General features: G+C 62.3%; 21 protein-coding genes. 10 read left to right on the top strand and 11 right to left on the bottom strand.

Features of this window, described 5'->3' with window-relative positions:
* Window positions 1–147: 147 nt before the first annotated feature.
* From AC3WLT_RS28900 to AC3WLT_RS28885, 4 genes are all read right to left on the bottom strand, one after another.
* A complete protein-coding gene (locus tag AC3WLT_RS28900; RefSeq protein WP_492595076.1) occupies window positions 148–1,164 on the bottom strand; it encodes an NAD(P)H-quinone oxidoreductase in 1,017 nt (338 codons plus the stop codon).
* Window positions 1,165–1,381: 217 nt separating this feature from the next.
* Window positions 1,382–3,529, bottom strand: a complete 2,148-nt coding sequence (pnp, locus tag AC3WLT_RS28895; RefSeq protein WP_492595075.1) for a polyribonucleotide nucleotidyltransferase — start codon at window positions 3,527–3,529, stop codon at window positions 1,382–1,384.
* A gap of 338 nt (window positions 3,530–3,867) precedes the next feature.
* Window positions 3,868–4,140, bottom strand: a complete 273-nt coding sequence (rpsO, locus tag AC3WLT_RS28890) for a 30S ribosomal protein S15 (RefSeq protein ID WP_073429571.1) — start codon at window positions 4,138–4,140, stop codon at window positions 3,868–3,870.
* A gap of 167 nt (window positions 4,141–4,307) precedes the next feature.
* Window positions 4,308–5,711 (bottom strand): branched-chain amino acid ABC transporter substrate-binding protein, encoded by a 1,404-nt coding sequence (locus AC3WLT_RS28885; protein ID WP_492595074.1) that lies wholly within the window; start codon window positions 5,709–5,711, stop codon window positions 4,308–4,310.
* A 190-nt stretch (window positions 5,712–5,901) separates the two neighbouring features.
* Here AC3WLT_RS28885 and AC3WLT_RS28880 point away from each other — a divergent pair, with 190 nt between their 5' ends.
* The 3 genes from AC3WLT_RS28880 (at window position 5,902) to AC3WLT_RS28870 (ending at window position 8,994) form a co-directional block, all read left to right on the top strand.
* A complete protein-coding gene (locus AC3WLT_RS28880; protein WP_492595073.1) occupies window positions 5,902–6,453 on the top strand; it encodes a hypothetical protein in 552 nt (183 codons plus the stop codon).
* 228 nt (window positions 6,454–6,681) lie between these two features.
* Window positions 6,682–7,317: a carbonic anhydrase gene (locus AC3WLT_RS28875; protein WP_492595072.1), complete on the top strand. Its 636-nt coding sequence runs from the start codon at window positions 6,682–6,684 to the stop codon at window positions 7,315–7,317.
* Between the two features lie 87 nt (window positions 7,318–7,404).
* Entirely contained in the window at window positions 7,405–8,994 is a 1,590-nt protein-coding gene (locus AC3WLT_RS28870) for a SulP family inorganic anion transporter (RefSeq protein ID WP_492595071.1), read from the top strand.
* 123 nt (window positions 8,995–9,117) lie between these two features.
* Here AC3WLT_RS28870 and AC3WLT_RS28865 read toward each other — a convergent pair whose 3' ends face one another.
* From AC3WLT_RS28865 to AC3WLT_RS28835, 7 genes are all read right to left on the bottom strand, one after another.
* Complete coding sequence (locus tag AC3WLT_RS28865) at window positions 9,118–10,665, bottom strand: 2-isopropylmalate synthase (RefSeq protein ID WP_492595070.1); 1,548 nt, start codon at window positions 10,663–10,665, stop codon at window positions 9,118–9,120.
* A 417-nt stretch (window positions 10,666–11,082) separates the two neighbouring features.
* Window positions 11,083–11,952, bottom strand: coding sequence for a CDP-diacylglycerol--serine O-phosphatidyltransferase (gene pssA / locus AC3WLT_RS28860; protein WP_492595069.1), 870 nt, complete (start codon window positions 11,950–11,952; stop codon window positions 11,083–11,085).
* A 23-nt stretch (window positions 11,953–11,975) separates the two neighbouring features.
* Window positions 11,976–12,614 (bottom strand): phosphatidylserine decarboxylase, encoded by a 639-nt coding sequence (locus AC3WLT_RS28855; RefSeq protein WP_492595068.1) that lies wholly within the window; start codon window positions 12,612–12,614, stop codon window positions 11,976–11,978.
* A gap of 117 nt (window positions 12,615–12,731) precedes the next feature.
* On the bottom strand, window positions 12,732–14,432 hold the full coding sequence (ltrA, locus tag AC3WLT_RS28850; RefSeq protein WP_171925029.1) for a group II intron reverse transcriptase/maturase: 1,701 nt from the start codon (window positions 14,430–14,432) through the stop codon (window positions 12,732–12,734).
* A 1,166-nt stretch (window positions 14,433–15,598) separates the two neighbouring features.
* A complete protein-coding gene (gene ilvC, locus AC3WLT_RS28845) occupies window positions 15,599–16,615 on the bottom strand; it encodes a ketol-acid reductoisomerase (protein ID WP_492595067.1) in 1,017 nt (338 codons plus the stop codon).
* A 121-nt stretch (window positions 16,616–16,736) separates the two neighbouring features.
* The gene (gene ilvN, locus AC3WLT_RS28840; RefSeq protein WP_492595066.1) at window positions 16,737–17,228 is read right to left on the bottom strand and encodes an acetolactate synthase small subunit; all 492 of its coding nucleotides are present in this window, start codon (window positions 17,226–17,228) and stop codon (window positions 16,737–16,739) included.
* 115 nt (window positions 17,229–17,343) lie between these two features.
* Complete coding sequence (locus AC3WLT_RS28835; RefSeq protein WP_492595065.1) at window positions 17,344–19,107, bottom strand: acetolactate synthase 3 catalytic subunit; 1,764 nt, start codon at window positions 19,105–19,107, stop codon at window positions 17,344–17,346.
* A 364-nt stretch (window positions 19,108–19,471) separates the two neighbouring features.
* Here AC3WLT_RS28835 and AC3WLT_RS28830 point away from each other — a divergent pair, with 364 nt between their 5' ends.
* From AC3WLT_RS28830 to AC3WLT_RS28800, 7 genes are all read left to right on the top strand, one after another.
* Entirely contained in the window at window positions 19,472–20,035 is a 564-nt protein-coding gene (locus AC3WLT_RS28830) for an RNA polymerase sigma factor (protein ID WP_492595064.1), read from the top strand.
* Complete coding sequence (locus AC3WLT_RS28825; protein ID WP_492595063.1) at window positions 20,032–20,460, top strand: DUF3619 family protein; 429 nt, start codon at window positions 20,032–20,034, stop codon at window positions 20,458–20,460. The genes AC3WLT_RS28830 and AC3WLT_RS28825 overlap by 4 nt, the downstream gene beginning before the upstream one ends.
* Before the next feature lie 16 nt (window positions 20,461–20,476).
* Window positions 20,477–21,229 (top strand): DUF3106 domain-containing protein, encoded by a 753-nt coding sequence (locus AC3WLT_RS28820; protein ID WP_492595062.1) that lies wholly within the window; start codon window positions 20,477–20,479, stop codon window positions 21,227–21,229.
* Window positions 21,230–21,251: 22 nt separating this feature from the next.
* A complete protein-coding gene (locus AC3WLT_RS28815; RefSeq protein WP_492595061.1) occupies window positions 21,252–21,773 on the top strand; it encodes an RDD family protein in 522 nt (173 codons plus the stop codon).
* A gap of 250 nt (window positions 21,774–22,023) precedes the next feature.
* Entirely contained in the window at window positions 22,024–22,965 is a 942-nt protein-coding gene (locus AC3WLT_RS28810; protein ID WP_492595060.1) for a UDP-2,3-diacylglucosamine diphosphatase, read from the top strand.
* 30 nt (window positions 22,966–22,995) lie between these two features.
* Window positions 22,996–24,027, top strand: coding sequence for a glycosyltransferase family 4 protein (locus AC3WLT_RS28805; protein ID WP_492595059.1), 1,032 nt, complete (start codon window positions 22,996–22,998; stop codon window positions 24,025–24,027).
* A 20-nt stretch (window positions 24,028–24,047) separates the two neighbouring features.
* Window positions 24,048–24,791 (top strand): diacylglycerol kinase, encoded by a 744-nt coding sequence (locus AC3WLT_RS28800; protein ID WP_492595058.1) that lies wholly within the window; start codon window positions 24,048–24,050, stop codon window positions 24,789–24,791.
* The last annotated feature ends 160 nt before the right edge of the window (window positions 24,792–24,951 follow it).

The raw sequence follows: 24,951 nt of genomic DNA, 5'->3' as shown, positions 1-24,951 counted from the left end.
CGTCTCGTCTTGTGTCGTGGCGGCGGACTTCGCTTGGCGCCATGCCTCGCGCCTTGATTGTGCTGACGGCCCGCCTTGCGGATTCATGCGGCGTGCGCAAAACGCGCAATTTTACTGCGTGGGGTGGATCGGGTCAAACCGGCCGCGTCAAGCGTCCTGACCCCAGGTCAATACGATCTTGCCGACGTGCGTACTGCTTTCCATCAGCGCATGCGCTTCGGCAGCCTGCGCCGCCGGAAACACGCGGTGCACCACCGGCTTGATGCGGCCTTCTTCGAGAAGCGGCCACACGCGCTCTTTCAGTTGCGCGGCAATCTTCGCCTTGAATTCGATCGGCCGCGGACGCAACGTCGAGCCAGTTACCGTCAGACGACGGCGCAGCACTTCGTTCAGATTCACTTCCGCCTTCGCACCGCCGAGCAACGCGATCACCACGATGCGCCCGCCGTCGGCCAGCGCCGACAGCTCACGCGGCACGTAGTTGCCGGCCACCATGTCGAGAATCACGTCGACGCCGCGATCGTTCGTCATCGACTTGATGACTTCGACGAAATCTTCAGTCTTGTAGTTGATCGCGCGCTCCGCGCCGAGCGCTTCGCACGCGTGACACTTTTCGTCCGAACCCGCGGTGGCGAGCACGCGAAAACCGAGTGCGTGCGCAATCTGGATCGCCGCGACACCGATGCCGCTCGAACCGCCCTGCACCAGCAGCGTCTCATTCGGCGCACCTTCGCCCGCGCCAAGTTGTGCACGGTCGAAGACGTTGCTCCACACCGTGAAAAACGTCTCCGGCAGCGAAGCCGCTTCCACATCAGACAGACCCGCCGGCACGGGCAAGCACTGCAGCAGCGGCGCCGCCGCATATTCCGCGTAGCCGCCGCCCGCCAGCAGCGCGCACACGCGATCGCCACTTTTCAGACCGAACGGGTTGTTCTTTTCGTCGATCGTGCCGCCGACAATCTCGCCGGCCACTTCGAGCCCCGGCAAATCCGACGCGCCCGGCGGCGGCGCATAGCCACCCTTGCGCTGGAACACGTCCGGACGGTTGACGCCCGAAGCCGCCACCTTGATCAGCACCTCGCCGGCTTTCGGCTGCGGCATCGGCCGCTCCGCCAGCTTCAGGACTTCCGGCGCACCGAATTCAGTGATTTCGATCGCTTTCATCTGCGTCAACTCCAAGATTGGATTGCGTTGCGTACCGGCACCCCGAAGGAAGTCCCCTTGGGGGACACGAATCGTCTGAACAGCCCACGAAGCGCTCCATGCAAACAGAGTACCCGCTTCTACCCGCTTTCACCCGCCCGCAGTGCAATCCACCCTGCACCCTGCATGAAAAACGGCCGGCGCGCATTCACGCTGCCGGCCGTCGCTTTCTACCGCATTACTGCGGCGTCGGTTCGCCTTGCGGCGCACCCGACGCGGCGTCGTTCAGCAACGCCTTGGCCGACAAACGCACGCGACCCTTTTCGTCCGTCTGGATGACCTTGACCTTCACTTGCTGGCCATCCTTCAGGTAGTCGTTGATGTCCTTGATACGCTCGTTGGCGATTTCGGAGATATGCAGCAGACCGTCCTTGCCCGGCAGGATGTTCACGATCGCGCCGAAATCGAGCAGCTTGAGCACGGTACCTTCGTACACCTGGCCCACTTCGACTTCCAGCGTGATGTTCTCGATACGCTTCTTCGCTTCGGCCATCCCTTCGCTGCTCGTGCTCGCGATGGTGACAACGCCGTCGTCCGAAATATCGATCGTCGTACCGGTTTCTTCGGTCAGCGCGCGAATCACCGAACCACCCTTGCCGATCACGTCGCGGATCTTTTCCGGGTTGATCTTGATGGTGATCATGCGCGGTGCGAACTCCGACAGTTGCGTGTTCGCGCCGGACACCGCCGAGGTCATCTTGCCGAGGATGTGCATACGGCCTTCCTTCGCTTGCGCGAGGGCGACCTGCATGATTTCCTTGGTGATGCCCTGAATCTTGATGTCCATTTGCAGCGCGGTCACGCCTTGCTCGGTACCCGCCACCTTGAAGTCCATGTCGCCGAGGTGGTCTTCGTCGCCGAGAATGTCGGTCAGCACCGCAAACTTGTTGCCTTCGAGGATCAGGCCCATCGCGATGCCGGCGACGTGCGCCTTCATCGGCACGCCGGCGTCCATCAGTGCGAGGCAGCCGCCGCACACCGAAGCCATCGACGACGAACCGTTCGATTCGGTGATTTCCGAGACGACGCGGATCGAGTAGCCGAATTCGTCGGCGCTCGGCAGGCACGCGACCAGCGCGCGCTTGGCCAGACGGCCGTGGCCGATTTCACGGCGCTTCGGCGAACCGACGCGGCCCGTTTCGCCGGTCGCGAACGGAGGCATGTTGTAGTGGAGCATGAAGCGCTCGCGGTATTCGCCTTCGAGCGCGTCGATGTTCTGCTCGTCGCCCTTGGTGCCCAGCGTCGCGACAACCAGCGCCTGCGTTTCGCCACGCGTGAACAGCGCCGAGCCGTGCGTACGCGGCAGCACGCCGGTACGGATTTCGATCGGGCGCACGGTGCGCGTGTCGCGGCCGTCGATACGCGGCTCGCCGTTCAGGATCTGCGTACGGACGATCTTCGCTTCGATGTCGAACAGCACGTTGCCGACGGTCGCCTTGTCGGCTGCCACCGTGCCACCTGCCGCGGCTTCTTCCTCCAGCTTCGCCGACGCGGCTGCGTAGACTTCCTTCAGCTTGGCCGAACGCGCCTGCTTGTCGCGAATCTGGTAAGCGGCGAGCAAATCGGCTTGCGCCAGTTCTGTCACGCGTGCAATCAGCGGCTCGTTCTTCGCCGCCGGTTGCCAGTCCCATTCCGGCTTGCCGCCTTCGCGGACCAGATCATGGATCGCGTCGATCGCGATCTGCATTTGCTCGTGACCGAACACCACGGCGCCGAGCATCACTTCTTCGCTCAGTTGCTGCGCTTCCGATTCCACCATCAGCACCGCGCGTTCCGTACCGGCGACGACCAGGTCGAGCGCCGAGTCCTTCATTTGCGGACGGGTCGGGTTCAGCACGTATTCGTTGTTGATGTAGGCCACGCGTGCTGCGCCGACCGGGCCGTTGAACGGCAGACCGGACACGGCGAGCGCCGCCGACGCGCCGATCAGCGCGGGGATGTCAGCGGGAATTTCGGGGTTCAGCGACAGGACGTGGATCACGACCTGGACTTCGTTGTAGAAGCCTTCCGGGAACAGCGGGCGCAGCGGGCGGTCGATCAGGCGCGAAATCAGCGTTTCGCCTTCCGACGGACGGCCTTCGCGGCGGAAGAAGCCACCCGGAATCTTGCCGGCGGCATAGGTCTTTTCGAGGTAGTCGACGGTCAGCGGGAAGAAGTCCTGGCCCGGCTTGGCCGTCTTGGCGCCGACCACGGTAGCCAGCACAACGGTGTCTTCGACGTCGACGATCACCGCGCCGCTCGCCTGGCGAGCGATTTCGCCCGTTTCGAGGCGAACCTTATGTTGTCCCCACTGAAACTCTTTGACGACTTTATTGAACATAGTCATTGCTTTTCCTCATCGTAATGCCGCGCGAACCAGAAGCGGCGCGGCAACGCCAGAACCGGCGCCACATGGGAAGAGTAGTGTTATGCCATTCCAGAGAACCACGCTCTACGCGCGCGAACCGCTGGAATGACACAAAGCCCTGCCCTGCAGCCCGGCCGTGTTTCTCTTTTTTACTGCTTTTTTTACTGCTTTTTTACTGCTTTTTCTGCTCCGCGCCACATGCGCGGGCACGTTAGCGCGGACAACAGACGGTGCGCATCACATGAAGCACACCGTTCAAAAACAAAATGCCTGTATCAGCGGAACTGACACAGGCATCTTGCTGAACGACTGGCCGATTACTTACGCAGACCCAGCTTCTCGATCAGTGCGCGGTAACGATCCGCGTCCTTACCCTTCAGGTAGTCGAGCAGCTTACGACGGCGGCTCACCATGCGCAGCAGACCGCGGCGGCTGTGGTGATCTTTCGCGTGCGCCTTGAAGTGAACGGTCAGTTCGTTGATGCGGGTCGTCAGCAGCGCGACCTGAACTTCGGGGGAGCCGGTGTCGTTGGCTGCGCGTGCGAATTGCGCAACGACTTCGGACTTCTTGCTTGTTTCAACTGCGGACATGTCGATTTCCTTGAGAACTAGACAGGCGGTCACGGAAGAAAGGCCGTGCCGTGGGTTACCCGTATTACAACGTACAACGGGACGCGTATTGTAGCACAGCCCAAACCAGCCGCGAACCCTGCTGTGCCGGGCCGGTTCAGTGGCGCTTTGGCCGGCTCATGGTCGATTCATGGCCGCTTCATCCGGCAGACGGTCGGCGGCACGGTACGCTCGGGCGGCAACGCCAGCACCGTGCGAAAGCCGTACCCAGAGCCTTCGTTATCGAAATGCACGCCCGGCGAACCTGCCCTGTCCATCTCCATTACGTAAAGGGGCTGGATCAGCTGATGGTCGTCGGCGCGCATCCACGAGGCATGGAAGCCGTTGTCGAACCTGATCCCCTCCAACGCCTTCGCGACGGCCGCCGGGTTAGCGCTGCCAGCGCGGCCCATCGCCTCGGTGAGGGTTTCGATCATCAGCGACATGCGCAGCACCGGATAATCGTCCTGCGCGGCGGGGAAACGGGCGCGAAACGCTGCGTACCAGGCGTCGGAAGCCACGCCACCTGCGTTCGGGTGCCAGTCGGCCACCGCGACCACGTGCTTGACGCCGGCGTCGCCCAACGCCGCTGGCGCACCGAGACTATTGCCGTAGAACGTGTAGAACTTCGTATCGAGACCCTGCTCGCGCGCCGCCTTGACTAGCAGCGTCAGGTCGTTGCCCCAGTTGCCGGTGATGACCGCATCCGCCCCGCTCGCGCGGATCTTCGCGATGTACGGCGCGAAATCCTTTACGCGGCCGATCGGGTGAAACTCGTCGCCGACAACGGCAATATCGGGACGCTTCGCAACCAGCGCCGAGCGCGCGAGGCTGCTGACATCGTGACCAAAGCTGTAGTCCTGGTTCAGCAGATAGACCTTCTTCACCGCTTTGTCGCGTTGGATCACGTCGGCGAGCGCGTCCATGCGCATGCCCGCGTGCGCGTCGAAGCGGAAATGCCAGAAGCTGCAATTGGCGTTGGTCAGCGCGGGATCGTCGGCCGAATAGTTGAGGAACAACTCGCGGTTCTCCGGCTCGCGGCTGTTCTGCTTGTCGATCGCGCCGATCAGCGCGGCCGCGACCGCCGAGCTGTTGCCTTGCAGGATGTAGCCGATGTGCCGGTCGGCCGCCGCGCGCAGTTGCACCAGCGCTTCTTCGGTGCTGCCCTTGCTGTCCAGCACGACCAGTTCGAGCGGATGTGAGCCATCGGCAAGCTTGACGCCGCCATGCGCATTCACCTGCTCCACGCCGAACCGCAGATTGCGCTCCACCGCCGCGCCCGCATTCGCGAACGGGCCGGACATGCCTTCGATCAGCGCGAGCTGGATCGGCGCACCAGCCGGCCTGGTGGTCGCCGCGCCTGCTGCTCCGTTTGCTACTTTGTTCGCTGCTCCGTTAGCAACCCCGTTTGCAACCCCGTTTGCTGCCCCGTTTGCCGCCCCGCTCGCCGCCCCACTCGCCGCGCCAGCCGTTGTCGCGCCCGCTGCATGGACTGCCGCAGCCATTGAAACCACCACCAGCGCCCCAGCCGCCGCCCGTTGCCACTTCGCCATCGTCCTCGCCCCGCCTGAATCGTTCGAAGCGCGGATCATAGGGCGTTCGCGACGGAATAAGCAAGCCGGCCAGCTCGTTCCATGCCTGCGGCGGAGCCTCGCATGAAGCGCAAATCTTTTGCCGCAGCGCGTGTCAAAATAATGCGTCTCGATGATAAAAACCGCTATTCAAACGCCATCGGAGGAATTCATGTTCAACGGCCACCATTCCAGGGCGGAGTCGACCGGCGTGCCCGCCGCCACCCGCCTGCACCGTGCCGCGCTCGTCTGCCTGAGCGCGTTGACGCTAGCCGGCTGCGTGCAGCCGTGGCAGCAATTTCAGCAAGGCGCGGACGAGTCGACCATCGTCGCGCGGCTCGGCGCGCCACGCGAAATCTACGATTTGCCGAAAGGCGGCAAACGCCTCATGTGGCCAACGCAGCCGATGGGCGAAACCACCACCGCCGCCGACATCGACGCCGCCGGCAAGATCGTCAACGTACGCCAGGTGCTCCAGCCCAACGAGTTCTACCGCGCGGAAATCGGCAAGTGGACCAAGAGCGACGTACTCGTCAATTTCGGCCGTCCCGTCGAAACCTCGTACTTCCCGCTCATGAAGCGCGAGGTCTGGACCTATCGTTACCTGGAAGACAACGTCTGGTACATGATGTACAGCTTTTATTTCGACGGCCAGGGCATCGTGCGGCTCACGCAGAAAACCCCCGATCCGCTGCACGATCCGGATCGCCGCAACCTGTTCTGAGCATCCGTTCCTACTCAGGATGCATGGATCTACCAAGCCGCCGTTTCAGGCGGCTTTTTTTTATTTATCACGCATGACGGCGAATTTTATTTCTCACACACCGGTTTAATTTTTTGATAGAAAGGCTTTCGTAAGAAAAAATCCGGCATTCGACCTTGCGTTTGCCGCGCCGCCGGCACGCTGGCGCCAGGTCGCAGCCGATTTGCCTCACTTCCGGAGCCGCTATCGATGAACCGTCCCAAACGCCTGCTGGTCGCCAACGTTGCATGGGCGCATGAAACCGCTGCGCGCAACCCCGATTTTTTCCGCGATCTGGTGCGGGGCCAGAATCCACACGTGCTGTGGATCGGCTGCTCGGACAGCCGCGTGCCCGCCGAAACCATCACGCATTGCGAGCCCGGCGATCTGTTCGTTCACCGCAATATCGCCAACCTCTTTCATCCCGACGACGACAACTCCGCAAGCGTCCTCGAATACGCGGTTCGGGTTTTGAAGGTCGGTCATGTGATCGTCTGCGGACACTATGGCTGTGGCGGCGTGCGCGCCGCGCTGTTGCCGCCGGAACCGCGGCTGCCGCACGTCAACCGGCGGATCGCGCCTTTATGCGCGTTGGCGCAAACCCATCGCGGCGAACTTGAAGGGCACGCTTCCGAACGCGCGCGCATCGATCGCCTCGCCGAACTGAACGTGCTCGAACAGGTTCGCCAGTTACGTGCGAGTCCGATCGTGCAGGAAGCCGAGTCCCCGCCGCTCGTCCACGGCTGGATCTTCGCTCTCGAGGATGGGCGCATCAAGGTACTCACGTCCGGCTATGAAGCCGACGACGCGACGGCTTGCACTGCGATCGCCCACAGCGCCGCATAGCGCACCACGCCGGAACCCACGCACTTCGATTTCGCGTTGCCGGCTTTCCTTGCACGCAAGACACACTCATTCACCGGCGTCGACACCATGAATCTTCGAGCTTTTTTCTCTACGTTTCAGCGCGATCTGTTTGCGGGCACAGTCGTTTTTCTCGTGGCGCTGCCGCTATGTCTGGGCATCGCCAATGCATCGGGCGTCGAGCCGTTCGCCGGGCTGGTGTCCGGCATCGTCGGCGGCCTGGTGGTGGCCGTGCTGAGCGGTTCGCGGCTGAGCGTGAGCGGCCCGGCGGCGGGCCTCGTCGTGATCGTCGTCGACGGGATCGCGCAGCTCGGCAGCTTCGCCGCTTTCCTGCTGGCCGTTTTGCTGTCGGGCGTGATCCAGTTCGGCTTCGGCATGCTGAAGGCCGGCCGGTTCGCCGCCTATGTGCCGTCGCCGGTCATCAAAGGCATGCTGGCGGCGATCGGCGTGCTGCTGATCGTCAAGCAATTCCCGCTTGCGCTCGGGCTGTTCGGCCCGCACGCGCCCTCGGCGTCATCAGCGTCACAAGCCGCCGCCCATGCGGCCGGCACGGTAACGACGCCGATCGGCTCGATCTCGCTCGCCGCGTGCGCAATCACGCTGCTGTCGCTGGCGATTCTGGCCGGCTGGGAAACTCGCGCGCTGCGCCGCTTCGCGCTGGTGCGCCTCGTACCGGCGCCGCTCGCGGTGGTTTTGCTCGGCATCGGCGCGACCCTGCTGCTCGGCTTGCTCGCGCCGTCTCTCGCGCCGGCCGCCGAGCATCGCGTCGCGCTGCCGACGCTCGAATCGTTCGCCGCGTTGAGCGTCGCGATGGAATGGGCCGACTTCGGGCCGCACTTCGCGCAGCTCGTGAATCCCGACATCTGGCGCGTGGCCATGACGCTCGCGATCGTCGCGAGTCTGGAAACGCTGCTCAGCCTCGAAGCGGTCGAGCAGATCGATCCGCAACGCCGCCCGGCGGCGCCGGATCGCGAGTTGAAGGCGCAAGGCATCGGCAATCTGATCGCCGGCGCGATCGGCGGCCTGCCGATCAGCTCGGTGATCGTGCGCAGTTCCGCCAATGTGCATGCTGGCGCGCAGAGCCGGCTGTCGGCAATCATCCACGGTGTTTTGCTGCTCGTCAGTATGTTTGCGCTCACCAGCGTCATCAACCTGATTCCGCTGGCCTGCCTCGCGGCGATCCTGATCTTCACCGGTCTCAAGCTGGCCAAGCCGTCGTTGTTCGTCGCTGTCGCCAGGCAGGGCTTCGCGCCGTTTGCGCCGTTCATCGTCACGCTGGTCGGCGTGCTCGCCACCGATCTGCTGATCGGCATCCTGCTCGGCATTCTGTGCAGCGTGCTGCTTGCGCTGTACGCGAACCTGCGCAGCCCGATCGTGCTCGCGCAGCACGGCGATCACTATCTGCTGTCGTTTCGCAAAGATGTGTCGTTTCTCGGCAAGGTGCCGCTGAAGCACTATCTGCAGCAGATTCCCGACGGTGCGACTTTGATCGTCGACGCGACGCGCGCCGATTTCGTCGATCACGATGTGCGTGAGCTGCTCGACGCGTTTGTCGCCGATGCGCCGCGCCGTGAGATCGCCGTCGAAGTGCGGCATCAGGTCCAGGCGCAGGCACGCGCCGCGCGCGGCTGGTCGATGCGGCGCACTGCTGCGGAGTAGCGGTAGCACACGCACGCGCCGCATCAAACACGCGACGCACAAAACGAAGCCCCGTGCTTTTCAAGGCACAGGGCTTCGATCATCACGGGTTAGCAGGAACGCAATCAGCGCCCTGCTTCCTCCTCATTCCGAACGTTGCGGATTCAACTTGTCCACGTTCGAATACAGCTTGTTGAGCGCCGAGATATAGGCCTTCGCGGAAGCCGCGACGATGTCCGGATCGGTGCCCACGCCGTTGACGATGCGCCCGCTCTTCGACAGACGCACGGTCACTTCGCCCTGCGCCTGCGTGCCGGTGGTAATCGCGTTCACCGAATACAGCAGCAATTCCGAGCCGCTGCCGACTTCCGTTTCGATCGCATTGAGCGTGGCATCGACCGGCCCGTTGCCGCGCGCTTCGCCGGTCACTTCCCTGCCTTCCACCGAGAACACGACCTTCGCGTGCGGCTGCTCGCCGGTTTCCGAATGCTGCGACAACGACAGGAACTTGTAGTGCTCTTTTTCCTGCGCCTCGGCCGATTCCTCGGTCACGATCGCGATGATGTCTTCGTCGAAGATTTCAGCCTTGCGGTCGGCCAGTTCCTTGAAGCGCGCGAATGCAGTGTTCAGCTCGGCTTCGCTATCGAGCGCGATGCCCAGTTCCTGCAGACGCTGCTTGAATGCGTTACGCCCCGACAGCTTGCCGAGCACGATCTTGTTCGCGCTCCAGCCCACATCTTCGGCACGCATGATTTCGTAGGTGTCGCGCGCTTTCAGCACGCCGTCCTGATGGATGCCCGAGGCGTGCGCAAACGCGTTCGCGCCGACCACCGCCTTGTTCGGCTGCACGACAAAACCAGTGATCTGCGACACCAGCTTCGATGCCGGCACGATCTGCGTCGTATCGAGACCGATATCGAGGCCGAAGTAATCCCTACGAGTCTTCACGGCCATCACGATTTCTTCGAGCGACGTGTTGCCCGCGCGCTCGCCGAGACCGTTGATCGTGCACTCGACCTGACGCGCGCCGCCGATCTTCACGCCGGCCAGCGAGTTCGCCACCGCCATGCCGAGGTCGTTATGGCAATGCACGGAGAACACCGCCTTATGCGAGTTCGGAATGCGCTCGCGCAGCGTCTTCACGAGCTGGCCGTACAGTTCCGGCACGCCGTAACCGACCGTGTCCGCGATATTGATGGTGGTCGCGCCTTCCGCGATCACGGCTTCCAGCACGCGGCACAGGAAATCCATATCCGAGCGGCTGCCGTCTTCCGGCGAAAACTCGACGTCGTCAGTGAACTTGCGCGCAAAACGCACAGCCAGCTTCGCCTGCTCGAATACCTGATCCGGCGTCATGCGCAGCTTCTTTTCCATGTGCAGCGGCGACGTTGCGATGAACGTGTGGATGCGGAAACGATCGGCAGGCTTGAGCGCGTCAGCGGCGCGCTGGATGTCTTTGTCGTTGGCGCGGGCGAGCGAACAGATCGTGCTGTCCTTGATCAGCCCCGCGATGGTGTGGATCGAATCGAAGTCACCGTTCGAGCTGGCCGCAAAGCCTGCTTCGATCACGTCCACCTTCATCCGCTCCAGCTGCTTCGCGATGCGGATTTTTTCTTCTTTCGTCATCGACGCGCCGGGCGATTGTTCGCCGTCACGCAAGGTCGTGTCGAATATGATCAGTTTGTCGGCCATGTCGGGTCTCCTGAGGAGTCGGTCAATTGTGGGGATCGGATATTGGAATTCGGGTGTTTGCGCCACCGCTGGCGACGCTCAACCACAGACGAGGCAGACGGAGGGCGAAAACGATCAGCGCGGTAGACGCGCTAGCTCTGGCGCGCCTAGCGGCGCACGTTGAAGCGCTTGTTGATACTTGTCGGAGAGCGTGAACGCATTCATCCAACGACTATAGCGGCATTCCCCCCGTCGTGCAATTGGCGTCACACCTGCCTCCGGGCGGCCTCGGGCGCCGCTCGCACCAGGAAAAACGGCAGCCTCGGGGGCCGCCGTTTTTTCATCCCGCCGGCACGCGAATGTGATGCGGCGCTAACTTGCCAGACTTACTTGCCAGACTTACTTGTCAGACTTACTTGTCACGCTTACTCGCCGCGCCTACCTGTCCCGTTGCACCGAGCGGGCCGGATTCGCCCTGCCGCGCATCGCCTGATAGCCCCAGAACACATAGCCCGACAGGCCATACAGCACAAACAGGCCGAACAGCATCAGCGGCGGATCGGACGACACCAGCACAAACGCGACCACCACCAGCAGAATCACGCCGAACGGCACGCGATGGCGCACGTCGAGCGCCTTGCCGCTGTAAAACGGCGCGTTCGACACCATCGTCACACCGGCGTAGATGGTCAGCACGAAAGCAACCCACGGCAGCCACACCAGCTTGAGCGGCACGCGGTTGTCGGTGGCGAGCCACACGAAACCGGCGATCAGCGCCGCCGCTGCCGGACTCGGCATGCCCTGGAAGAAGCGCTTGTCGACCACGCCGATGTTCGTATTGAAGCGCGCAAGACGCAACGCCGCGCCCGAACAGTAGACGAACGCCGCGAGCCAGCCCCAGCGGCCGAGATCCTTCAGGACCCACTCGTACATCACGAGCGCCGGCGCCACGCCGAACGACACCATGTCCGACAGGCTGTCGAACTGTTCGCCGAAGGCGCTCTGCGTATGCGTCATGCGGGCGACGCGGCCGTCCATGCCGTCGAGCACCATGGCGACGAAGATCGCGATGGCCGCGACTTCGAAGCGCACGTTCATTGCCTGAACCACGGCGAAGAAGCCGCAGAAGAGCGCCGCGGTGGTGAACGCGTTCGGCAGCAGATAAATGCCGCGCCTTCTCAGGAATTGCTGACGCTGCGCGCGCCGGCTGTCGACTGCGGACGGCTCCGCCACGATCGGCTTGTTGCGGCGAAACGGACGCGGCAGCGGTCCATTGTTGCGGGGTCGACGCGGTTTGAATGCGGCCATCGGAAAACCTCCTTTGTGCCGCTTTATAGTTCAGCGAGGATCGTGGACGACGCGGAAACCTTCTCGCCGATCGACACGCGCGGACGGCTGCCCGCCGGCAGATACACGTCGACGCGCGAGCCAAACCGGATGAATCCATAACGTTGACCACGCGTGAGCGGCTCACCTGCCCGAACGTAGCAAAGAATTCGCCGCGCGATCAGACCGGCGATCTGCACCGAGGTCACCGTCTGGCCGCCGGCCATTTCGATCACCACCGCGTTGCGCTCGTTTTCGAGCGAAGCCTTGTCCACCGCTGCGTTCAGATACGCGCCCGGGAAATATTCGACCTTGGAGATCGCACCATCCACCGGCGAGCGTTGCGAGTGGACGTTGAAGACGTTCATGAACACGCTGATCTTCAGCGCTTCACGGTTGGCATACGGATCATGCGCTGTTTCGACTGCGACGATGCGGCCATCGGCCGGGCACAGCACGGCGTTCGCCTGAGTCGGAATCGGGCGTGCCGGATCGCGGAAGAACTGCACCACGAAGATCAGGATCAGCCAGAACAGCCATGCAAAGCCGAACCCCGCGAAGGCATGGACCAGTAATGCTACGACGGCCGCGATGGCGATGAACGGCCAGCCTTCTCGCGCGATGATCGGATGAGGGTAATTCATGGATGGCTTCTGTATTTTTGGAGGGTAGCCCCCCTTCCTCGCGGAAGAAGGGCCCCCTAAGAACCGTACGTGCGAGTTTCCCCGCATACGGCTCAAATCTACAAACAAAGCCCGGTCTTAGGACCGGGCCGGCTTAGTTACCGCAATTTTACCTGCGTGCACCTGCTGATGGCAGTGCGGGTGAAGCAGAACCCTGTTCGAGAGAGCGTCCGTGCCACCATGCATCCGATACTCTAGATGATGGTCATGCCAGCCGGTCTCCTTTGTCAGGGCACAGCCACAATGCGAGCAAAGCCCGTCTTGCGACATATACAGCGAAACCCATTGCTTCCGATAACGCATTGAGTGTTCCATGCGCGCCTGTCGCAACTGTTCGCCGTACTGCTCCCACTCAGGATCAAAGGGATTGAATGCTCCTTTGACCTTTCTGTGTCGCTTAATTTCCGTACCGCTGATCTGGTACAGGCTAAGCAACCCCTTACCACCGTCGTCACGAGCTACAGGAACAGCGAACACCCAGTGTCGATTGCCCTCCGAGTGAAAGTATTTCTTCTTCACCCATTCGGCGCTCTTGTTCAGGTGCCGCCTCTTCGACCACCGCCAAAGCCTTCGGAAAATCAAAGACTCCATGCGGCTGTATGCCTCTTTGGCGACCACAGGACTGTGATACTGCGCCCAGCCCCGTAGCATCGGGTTCAGCAGTCGAATCAGATTCTCCTGCTTTACCGTCTTATGACCGCTGATCGTATCCGCCACCTTGCGATAGAACGTTTTCACGTTCTTCTTGCTCGGCTTGATGAGTAGCGTCCCCGAGTACTTACGGAAATTCCACCCCAGGAAATCGAAGCCTTGGTCAATGTGCGTGATCCGCGTTTTCTCCTCGGACAGTTGCAGACCTCGAACGGCAAGGAATGTTTCCACCCAAGGTCGAACTTCCTGCTCCAGCAACTCTTGCGAGTCACCGGTGATCACGAAGTCGTCCGCGTACCGCACCACATTGACTTTAAGCTTGTTGGCTTTTGCGATCCCAAACTTCGCACTAAGGTGCGCTAGCAGTTCTCGCTCCAGCCCGTTCAGCGTCACATTCGCCAGCGTCGGAGAAATGATCCCTCCTTGCGGCGTACCGGCCTCTGTCGCCTGAAGCTGCCCCTTGTAAATCAGGCCAGCTTTCAGCCATTTCCGGAGGATTTCCTTGTCCATCAGGACATGGGTCTCCAACCAGTTATGGCTAATATGGTCGAAGCATCCCTTGATATCCGCCTCCAGCACCCAACGGGCTGAGCCCTTCTGGGACATGGCGACGAATATCTGTGACATGGCGTCAGCCGTCGAGCGGTTTAACCTGAACCCATAAGAGTTCGGGTCGCTCGTCGATTCCGACACCGGCTCCAAGGCCAGCAGATACAAGGCTTGCATCGCCCTGTCCCGCATGGTCGGAATGCCCAGAGGGCGCTCCTTTCCATTGGCCTTGGGGATAAAGACTCTCCGTAAAGGCAGAGGCTTATATCCACGCCGCTTCAACCTGCCGACAGCAAGCCATCGGCTCTCAGGCGAGTCCCAAAGTTCGCGATCGACTCCAGCCGTTCGCGCACCCTGATTCTGCGTAACACGTCGTACCGCATACAGCTTTGCGGACAACGTGCGGGTCAACATCCGTTGCAGGGCTCTCCCCCTGCGCCAGTTGCCTTCCCGCGTCGCCTTCGCAATTCGAATCTGCATCCCTCTCACGTTCCGTTCAACCCGCCGCCAATCTACGGCGTACCAGTTGTCCGGCGCGTGGGAAAGCGCAGATCCGTCCTTTCGGACAGATACTCTCATGCTGCTCTCCTACTCGAAGAAGTGAATCCCGAGCGAAGAACAGATCGCCCCTTGCGGGAGCGATCTGCTCCCGCAAGGGGGTTAAAAACATATGCTGACGGTCCAGAAGCCCGACAGCAATCATCTTCCAGCTAAGGGTTAGTCAGCCATCTTGCGACGGTAGACCAGACGGAAGTCTGCCCGCTTTCGCGTGGGGTAATGTTCCAACCCCTATCCGACCCATTACAGACCGGCTTTCGCTTTCTCCGTCATCCCATACCTGCACAATCAACAGCGTCCCTCGCGGTTCGCCTGCCAGTCAAACTACGACCGGCAACCATACAGGCTTACCACGTTCCCGGCGTGTCACACGACTGACTTAGGTTCTGCCTATTCCCCGGCGGTCCGATGACGACGTAACCCGAATTTACAGCGGGTTATCCGACCGCACACCTGTTTGGTTGATGCCTGTCAGCAGCTTTGGCACCGTCCTACTTACGAGGTTTATCAGCAGTTCACTTGCATTAACCATATCAGCCAGCCTAGCCCCTCAACCCCGTTGCTGCTGGGAGTCTCCGGATGGTCATCTCGCAACCACCATCCGCCCGAACTTCCGGGGGGTACATTGTTAGAAGAGCTTCACACCCCACCATTGCCAGTGACGCATGTCTTCCTAGGCTACTGCTGGTCGTACAGCAGGTTCACTACCCTCGCCAATGCAGCCAGCGAGGCCGAACAATGACACACCGAGCTTTTCGCTCGTATCGTTTAGCGACTCCGTTGCCCTGAGGCGCAGGAATTGCAAACATCACCCCGCCCTGTCGGCGGAGATGAAGCCGCTGACTGGGCGGGACCTGACGGTAATCAGGTCAATGCAATACGGTTGACGGCGGAATGCACCGTGTCCCGTGTTCACTACTAAGGTGTGCCCCTAAGGACACATCTACTGCTTAAAGTGCGGCTCACAAGGGAGCCGCCTGCGGAGGGCATGGTGAGTCCAGTCGAGACCTTCCTCAATAACCCTCTAGTCGATGCCCCGTAACGTGGGGCTGACGGACACGAGCGTGCGTGTCGCACGTAAAACCGTAGGATAGCAAAAGCCGCCCAGGGTTCAGCACCCTTGGACGGCTTTTTGACCTGTCCGCCTGCACGGCAGTGCGCCGCGCCGGACAAAAGCAGAGACTGGCTTAGTTCTTCGACTGATCGACCAGCTTGTTCTTCGCGATCCACGGCATCATCGCGCGCAGCTTCGAACCGACCTGTTCGATCTGGTGCTCGGCCGTCAGACGGCGGCGCGATTGCAGCGTCGGTGCGCCAGCCTTGTTTTCGAGGATGAAGCTCTTTGCGTACTCGCCGGTCTGAATGTCCGTCAGCACAGCCTTCATTGCCTTCTTCGTTTCAGCCGTCACGATACGCGGACCCGTCACGTACTCGCCGTATTCGGCGTTGTTCGAGATCGAGTAGTTCATGTTCGCGATGCCGCCTTCGTAGATCAGGTCGACGATCAGCTTCAGTTCGTGCAGGCACTCGAAGTACGCCATTTCCGGCGCGTAGCCTGCTTCCACCAGCGTTTCGAAGCCGGCCTTGATCAGGTCGACCGTACCGCCGCACAGCACGGCTTGTTCGCCGAACAGGTCGGTTTCGGTTTCTTCGCGGAAGTTCGTTTCGATGATGCCGGCACGGCCGCCGCCGTTCGCTGCCGCGTACGACAAAGCGATGTCACGTGCTGCGCCCGACTTGTCTTGCGCCACGGCGATCAGGTGCGGCACGCCGCCACCTTGCGAGTAGGTGCCGCGAACCGTGTGGCCCGGCGCCTTCGGCGCGATCATGATGACGTCCAGATCGGCGCGCGGGATCACCTGGCCGTAGTGAACGTTGAAGCCGTGTGCGAATGCAAGCGCAGCGCCTTGCTTGATGTTGGCGTGGACTTCCTTCGCGTACACGTCGGCGATCTGCTCGTCCGGCAGCAGCATCATCACGACGTCCGCGCCCTTGACGGCTTCCGCCACTTCCTTGACTTGCAGGCCGGCGTTCTCAGCCTTGCTCCACGATGCGCCGCCCTTGCGCAGACCGACCGTCACCTTCACGCCGCTTTCGCTCAGGTTCAGTGCGTGCGCATGGCCTTGCGAACCATAGCCGATGATGGTGACTTGCTTGCCCTTGATGAGGGAGAGGTCGGCGTCCTTGTCGTAGAAAACTTTCATGTCGGTTCCTTGGCTAAATTCGATGATTCAGTGAAATTCAAATACTGCGAATGTTGTGTTGCTTGGCCGGGTTCTTGAAGGCATGCCCGGCTTCGATCGAGACGGTATTGAACTGCGCGCGTCAGACCTTCAAAATACGCTCGCCGCGGCCGATACCCGAACAGCCCGTGCGGACCGTTTCGAGAATCGCGGTGGCGTCGAGCCCTTCGATGAAGGCATCGAGCTTGTCGCTCGCGCCCGTCAGTTCGATCGTGTAGGTCTTTTCGGTGACGTCGATGATGCGGCCGCGGAAAATATCCGACATCCGCTTCATCTCCTCACGTTCCTTGCCGACCGCCCTCACCTTGATCAACATCAGCTCGCGCTCGATGTGGGCGCCCTCGGTAAGGTCGACCACTTTCACCACCTCGATCAGGCGGTTCAGATGCTTCGTGATCTGTTCGATCACGTCGTCCGAGCCAATGGAGACGATGGTCATGCGCGACAGCGAACGGTCTTCGGTCGGAGCCACCGTCAAGGTTTCAATGTTGTAGCCGCGTGCCGAGAAGAGACCAACCACGCGTGACAACGCGCCTGGTTCGTTTTCCAGCAGGACGGAAATGATGTGTCTCATGTTTCGCTTCTTCCAGATGTCGATGTATCGATGTATGCGGGCCGGTTCGCGCCGCTTCGTCCGCTGTGGCCCTTTGTGAAGGCGCGCGCGACGAAGCCGGCGTCAGAAACGGTCGTTATAGATCTTCCGAACCCATGAGCATCTCGGTGATGCCCTTGCCGGCCTGAACCATCGGCCAGACGTTTTCGGTCGGATCGGTCTGGAAGTCGAGAAACACCGTGCGATCTTTCAGGCGCAGCGCTTCTTTGAGCGCCGGCTCGACGTCCGCCGTGCGTTCGATACGCATGCCGACATGGCCGTACGCTTCCGCGAGCTTCACGAAATCCGGCAGCGCATCCATGTACGAATGCGAATAGCGCTTGCTGTATTCGATCTGCTGCCACTGGCGCACCATGCCCAGATAGCGGTTGTTCAGCGAAATGATCTTGATCGGCGTCTCGTACTGCTTGCAGGTCGACAGTTCCTGAATGCACATCTGGATCGAGCCTTCGCCCGTGATACAGAGCACGTCGTCGTCCGGGTGCGCCATCTTCACGCCCATCGCCGCCGGCAGGCCGAAGCCCATCGTGCCGAGGCCGCCGGAATTGATCCAGCGGCGCGGCTTGTTGAAGCGATAGAACTGCGCCGCCCACATCTGGTGCTGGCCGACGTCGGAACACACAAAGGCATTACCGTCGGTCAACTCCCACGCCTTTTCCACCACGTACTGCGGCTTGATGATCTCGCTCTTGCGGTCGAACTTCAGGCAGTCTTTCGCGCGCCAGACTTCGATGTCCTTCCACCAGTCGGCGAGCGCCGCGGTGTCCGGGCCATGCTCGGCCGTTTGCAGCTGCTCGATCAGTTCCTTCAGCACTTCCTTCACGTCGCCGACGATCGGAATGTCGACCTTGACGCGCTTGGAGATGGAAGACGGATCGATGTCGATGTGAATGATCTTGCGCGGACGCGACGCGAAGTGTGCCGGGTCGCCGATCACGCGGTCGTCGAAGCGCGCGCCGATCGCGATCAGCACATCGCAGTGCTGCATCGCCATGTTGGCTTCGTACGTACCGTGCATGCCGAGCATGCCGAGGAATTTCTTGTCGCTCGCGCGGTAGCCGCCCAGACCCATCAGCGTATTGGTGACGGGATAGCCGAGCAGATCGGCGAACTGGTTCAGCTCACGCGATGCGTCCGCGAGGATGATGCCGCCGCCGGTGTAGATGTACGGGCGCCTGGCCGACAGCAGCAAGGCAACCGCCTTGCGGATCTGGCCGGAGTGGCCCTTCGTGACCGGATTGTACGAGCGCAGCGAGACCGACTTGAGCGGTTCGTACTGGCAAGGCGCTTTCGACACGTCTTTCGGAATGTCGATCAGCACCGGGCCGGGACGACCAGTACGGGCGATGTAGAACGCTTTCTTGACGGTGGCGGCGAGGTCGCGCACGTCCTTCACGAGGAAGTTGTGCTTCACGCAGGGACGCGTGATGCCGACCGTATCGCACTCCTGGAACGCATCCTGACCGATCGCGGCAGTCGGCACCTGGCCGCTGATCACCACCATCGGGATCGAATCCATGTAGGCGGTGGCGATACCGGTCACCGCATTGGTGACGCCCGGGCCGGAGGTCACGAGGCACACGCCAACCTTGCCGGTGGAACGCGCGTAGGCGTCGGCGGCATGGACTGCAGCCTGTTCGTGGCGCACGAGGATGTGCTGGAATTTGTCCTGCTTGTACAGCTCGTCGTAAATGTAGAGTACCGAGCCGCCGGGATAGCCCCAGATAAACTCGACGTCTTCGTCGGCCAGTGCCTTCATGAGCACGGTGGCGCCGATAGAGTCAGCTTCGGGAGGGGTGGTCGTATCCGACGTGGAGAATTCCGCGCTGGGCATATTCATTATTCACCTTTCGAATTTTCGGCAAAAAATTGATCGGGTGCTCTCTGCCGGGCTTGTGGCTCGGGTTCAAGCGGCGCGTCCAGTTGACAGGTGAGCTTCTTGGGCCGCACCTCAATTGAGACAAGTCACTTATGTTGCGAACCAGCGACGATATCTGCAGATTCCCGCGCGGTCAAGCAAATATTGCCGCGGCACCCTGCCCCTCTATCTCTGGATTGACCGAAAAATGACCGAAAGCTTGTTATAGAGATGCAAGGTAGGGTACGTTTCGCCCCAGCGGCGCAAAAGTTTGTTAGCATCCGCGAGTTTTACGACATTTTTCGACCGATTACGCGCACGCTCGCTGCGCCGACCCCCCAAACGGATGGCATCAGACAAGGAACTCGCCGATTTTCTGGCGGGCGTCGAAAGGCGCGCATTCAAGCAGACGGTCTACGCCGTGCGGGACGACGACGCCGCGCTCGACATCGTGCAGGACGCGATGATCAAGCTCGCCGAAAAATACGGCGACCGCCCGGCCGCCGAACTGCCGCTTTTGTTTCAGCGTATTCTCCAGAATGCGATGCACGACTATTTTCGTCGGCAGAAAGTGCGCAATACTTGGGTCAGTCTGTTTTCGTCGCTCGGCAACCCCGACGACGACGAATTCGACCCGCTCGAAACATTCGAAGCCCAGCAAGGCTCGGCGGGCGCCGAGAGCAACGAGCAGAAACTCGAACGCGAACAGGTCTTGCAGTTAATCGACAACGAGATCCAAAAGTTACCGGCACGTCAACGGGAGGCGTTTCTCATGCGTTATTGGGAAGATATGGATGTCGCCGAGACTGCCGCCGCGATGGGCTGCTCCGAAGGCAGTGTGAAAACGCACTGCTCCCGGGCCACCCACACGCTGGCGCAAGCGCTCAAGGCTAAAGGAATTACGCTATGAGCTCCCTCGAAACAAAAGAACTCGAGTTCGCCCGCCAGGTGCGCCGCGCGCTCGACGAAAACGCCGCCAGCATTCCGTCCGCCGCCGTCGATCGACTCGCCGCAGCGCGCCGTGCTGCGCTTGCCCGCAAGAAACCCGAAACCGTGAGCGCGCCGGTGTTCGTACCCGCGTTCGCCGGCGCCGGCATGCCGGCCGGTATGCCGCAACTCGAAGCGCCGCAGCGCCGCCGCTCGCCGCTGCGCCGGTTTGCACTCGCGTGGCCGCTCGCGGCGCTGGTCGTGAGCCTCGTGGCGATTGCCTACTGGGAAGACCAGCAGCGCACCGCCGAACTCGCCGACATCGATGCCGCCATGCTAAGCGACGATCTGCCGCTCAATGCCTATCTCGACCACGGTTTCAACGCGTACCTATCGCGCGCGCACTGATCGGGAGATTCTTCGGGTGAGTTACAAGCGCGGCTTGGCCGTTGTTTTCGGATGTGCAATCGCGGCCCTGGTGTCGTTCGCCGCAACCTATCCGCGCTTTTATCCGAGCCCGTCGACTGCCAGCGCACCTGCCGCCGGCGGGGGGACCGCCAAGGCGCCCGCCCCGACCCTTGCCGTCGAACTGCCCAGCTTGCCGGGCGACAACAGCCCGATGGCATGGGCGCGCCTCACCAACGCCGAGCGCGTGGCGCTGGCACCGTTCGCCGGCCAATGGGATTCCTTCAGCGACGAACGTAAGCGCAAATGGATCAAGATCGCGTCGCGTTACTCGAAGTTATCGCCCGATGCGCAAAAACGCCTGCATGACCGGATGGCTGAATGGGTCCGCATGACGCCCGATCAGCGGCGCGTCGCACGCGAAAACTACCAGGTTTCGAAGGAATTGCCGCGAGAAACCCGCCAGAACGCATGGAAGGCCTATCAGCAACTGCCCGAAGAACAGAAGGAGCGGCTCGCCGCCAGCGAGCGCAAGCGGCGGCCCAGCGTAGTCAGCGCGCCGCCGTCGGGCAGAAGCGAAATCAAGGGGCTCGACCGCCTGGTCAATGCGCGTGAGCATGGCGCGAGCAGTGCCGTCGCGGTGAGCGCCGCGGCCGGCGCGTCGTTGCCGAGCCGGGACCTGCCGGCCGTTCCCACCGCAGGCAGCTTCGTACCCGCCACGCCGGTGCCGGTTTCGCCGTCCGAGGCGCCGTCGATCTTCAACGGCTCCTGATTCGGCCCCAACCCCGACACCCGTGCACCAGCCGCTCACGACCTCAGCGCCGCCCGCCGGCGCCTCCGTCACCGCGCCCACCGTGCGCCGGCGCCTCGCCGCGCTGCTTTATGAAGCCGTGATCCTGTTCGGCGTCGTGTTTATCGCCGGTTATCTGTTCAGCACGTTGACGCAGCAGCGCAACGGCCTGACCCATCACAACCTTCTAGCGGCATGGATCGGCCTTGTGGTCGGGCTGTACTTTGTCTGGTTCTGGACCCACGGCGGGCAGACCCTGCCGATGAAAACCTGGCGCCTGCGCGTCGCCGCCGCTGACGGGGCGCCGCTCTCCACCGGCCGCGCGATCGTCCGTTACGTGCTGGCCTGGCTGTGGTTTTTGCCGCCGCTCGTGTTGCATCCGCTATTGGGGCTCGCCGTGCCGCAGACGCTCGCGATCGCCGCGCTCTGGTTCGCGCTGTGGGCCGCGACCGGCCGGTTCGATCCGCAGCGCCAATTCCTGCACGACCGTCTCGCCGGAACACGCGTGATCAGCGTCGCGCGCTGAGGGGGCCGGGCCGCATTGTCGTCCGCGGCGCAGCGTGCCCCCTTTCGCTTGCTCCCTTTCGCTTGCTCCCTTTCGCTTGCTCCCCGCCGCTCTGCTCCCTTTTCCCCGCCAACAGCCTGCGTAACATCTCTCTCCGCGCCTCTCTGTCGGGCTGACCGGCGCTCGACAGTAATAAGAACTTCTTGTGACTGTCACGACGCAGTCACGCGCGGCTGGCGCAATACGGGCACCGCAACTCGACGCGTGAGCCATGGACCCCAAAACGTCCGCGACTTCCCTGTTCCGCCAGACCGCCCCGAGCGTCGACCCCGTCGCGTTCCGTCCGGAACCCAACCAGAGTCAGGGACGGCCGTTGCCGGCGCCGTCGCTGCCGCTCGACCCGCGCGCCGGCCATCACGACGACGAGCACGCCGAAACGCACCGCTACCGCACCATCTGGCTATCCGACATCCACCTGGGATCGAGCGGCTGCCAGGCGCCCTATCTGCTCGACTTCCTGCGTCACAACGAGTCTGAGTATCTGTACCTCGTCGGCGACATCATCGACGGCTGGCAGCTGAAGAAAGGCTGGTACTGGCCGCAGGCGCACAACGACGTCGTGCAGAAGGTGCTGCGCAAAGCCCGCAAAGGCACCCAGGTCGTCTACGTGCCCGGCAACCACGACGAAGCCGCGCGCCAGTTCTGCGACCTCGCGTTCGGCGACATCCACGTGCGCGGCGAGGCGTTCCACACGACGCTCGCCGGCAAACGCCTGTGGATCGTGCACGGCGACCTGTTCGACGGCGTGATCCAGCACGCCAAGTGGCTCGCCTATCTCGGCGACACGCTCTACACGATGATCCTGATCCTGAACCGCTGGTTCAACCGGATCCGCAGCCGGCTCGGCTTTCCGTACTGGTCGCTGTCGCAATACCTGAAGCATCAGGTGAAGAACGCGGTAAATTTCATCTCGTCGTTCGAACGCGTGATGACTGACGAAGCGCGCCGCCGCGGCTGCGACGGCGTGGTCTGCGGGCACATCCACAAAGCCGAGATCCGCGAGATCGACGGTGTGCTCTATTGCAACGACGGCGACTGGGTCGAGAGCCTGTCGGCGCTCGTCGAAACATACGAAGGCGAAGTCAAAGTGATCTACTGGACCGTGATGCGCGCGCCGGAAGCCGGCGTGCAAAAAGCCCGGGCGACCGCATAGTCCCTCTCCACTTCTATTGGGCCGAAATCGATGAAGATCATGATCGTCACCGACGCATGGGAACCGCAGGTCAATGGCGTCGTGCGCACGCTGAAAAACACCACGCGCGAACTCACCGCGCTCGGCCACCACGTCGATCTGCTGACGCCGCTCGAATTCAGGACGATCGCCTGCCCGACCTATCCTGAGATCCGCCTGTCGCTGCTGCCGCGCCGCAAGCTGCGCCAGCGGATCGACGCGTTCGCCCCCGACGCGCTGCACATCGCCACCGAAGGCCCGCTCGGCATGGCCGCGCGCGCCTATGCGATCCAGCACAAGCTGCCGTTCACGACCGCCTATCACACGCGCTTTCCCGAGTACGTGCAGGCGCGCTTCGGCATTCCGCTGGCCGCGACCTACAAGTTTCTGCACTGGTTCCACAAGCCGTCGCTGGCGGTGATGGCGCCGACGCCCGTGGTCAAGAGCGACCTCGAGAAGTACGGCTTCACGAACGTCGTGCTGTGGACGCGCGGCGTCGACCTCGACATCTTTCACCAGATGGACTCGAAGGTGCTCAACACGGCGCGGCCGATCTTCCTGTACGTGGGACGCGTGGCCGTCGAGAAGAACGTCGAGGCGTTTCTGAAGCTCGATCTGCCCGGCTCGAAGTGGGTCGCGGGCGAAGGCCCCGCGCTCGCCGAACTGAAGTCGCGCTATCCGCAAGCGAATTACCTCGGCGTGCTCACGCAGGCCGAGCTGGCCAAGGTCTATGCAGCCGCCGACGTGTTCGTGTTCCCGAGCCGCACCGATACCTTCGGCCTCGTGCTGCTCGAAGCGCTGGCCTGCGGCACGCCGGTCGCGGCTTACCCGGTGACCGGCCCGATCGACGTACTGGGCGACGGCGGCGCGGGCGCGATGCACGAAGACCTGCGCGAAGCCTGCCTCGAAGCGTTGAGGATCGAGCGCAACCACGCGCGCGCGTGGGCCGAGCGCTTCTCATGGGCGGCCGCGTCCGAGCAGTTCGCGGCGCATCTGAAGCCGCTGCCGCGCCCGTCGTACGGCGAGGAAAGCGCCGCCGCATGACGCGGCGTGCCGAGCCGCTTATGCGAACCAGACACTCCACCGTGGCGCGCATGGCGAACGGCGCGTTGCACGCCGTGCGTGACGACCCAAATACGGACGCAAATACGGACACAAATACCGACGCCGACACCGACACCGACGCGGCCAGCATCGAACCGTTCGACGACGTGCGCGAACACGATGAGCCGCACGCAGTGAATCACGCGAACCGCGCCATCGGCGCAAACCGCACAGGCGGTATGAGCGGCGCCAGCGAGACACACCGCACTGACAGCACTCACCGCGCCGACAGCACCAGCGGCATGAGCGGCGCGAGCGAAACCCACCACGAGCCGCTCAGTCCCGACGATCCGCTCGCGCCGCTGCCCTTCAATCCCTACAAGGGCAATCGCGGCCTGACCCGCGCATGGCACGCGCTGAAAAATTCGCTGGCCGGGTTTCGCGTCGCGATCCGCGAGGAAAGCGCGTTCCGCCAGGAATTGACGCTCGCCGCGATTCTGCTTCCGTGCGGCGTGCTGGTGCCGGTCGATCCCGTGTCGCGTGTGTTGTTGCTCGGCTCGGTGCTGCTGGTGCTGATCGTCGAGTTGCTGAATTCGAGCGTCGAAGCGGCCATCGACCGCATTTCTCTCGAACGCCACGAACTGTCGCGGCGCGCGAAGGATCTCGGCAGTGCCGCGGTGATGGTCGCGCTCGGCATGTGCGTGATGACGTGGGGGTTGATCGTCGGGCCGCTCGTCGTGCATTGGGTCAAGGCATGGCTGTAGGACCGGTGCTGCGCGATGGCCCAACGTCCCAAAGAATGAAAACCCTGAGTATCCGTTGGGTATTAGAACGCTCGGTTTATAATCGTCCGATAGTCTCACTAGAAAACGCTGGGCCGCCCCAAGTTTTCCGCCCCGCAGGAAGTCCCCCGCCCCGAAGGAA

It is taken from the genome of Paraburkholderia sp. FW306-2-2C-D06C, assembly GCF_058781505.1.
Note: the sequence above shows the minus strand (reverse complement) of the source record. Positions and strands in the feature narration are given on the sequence as shown.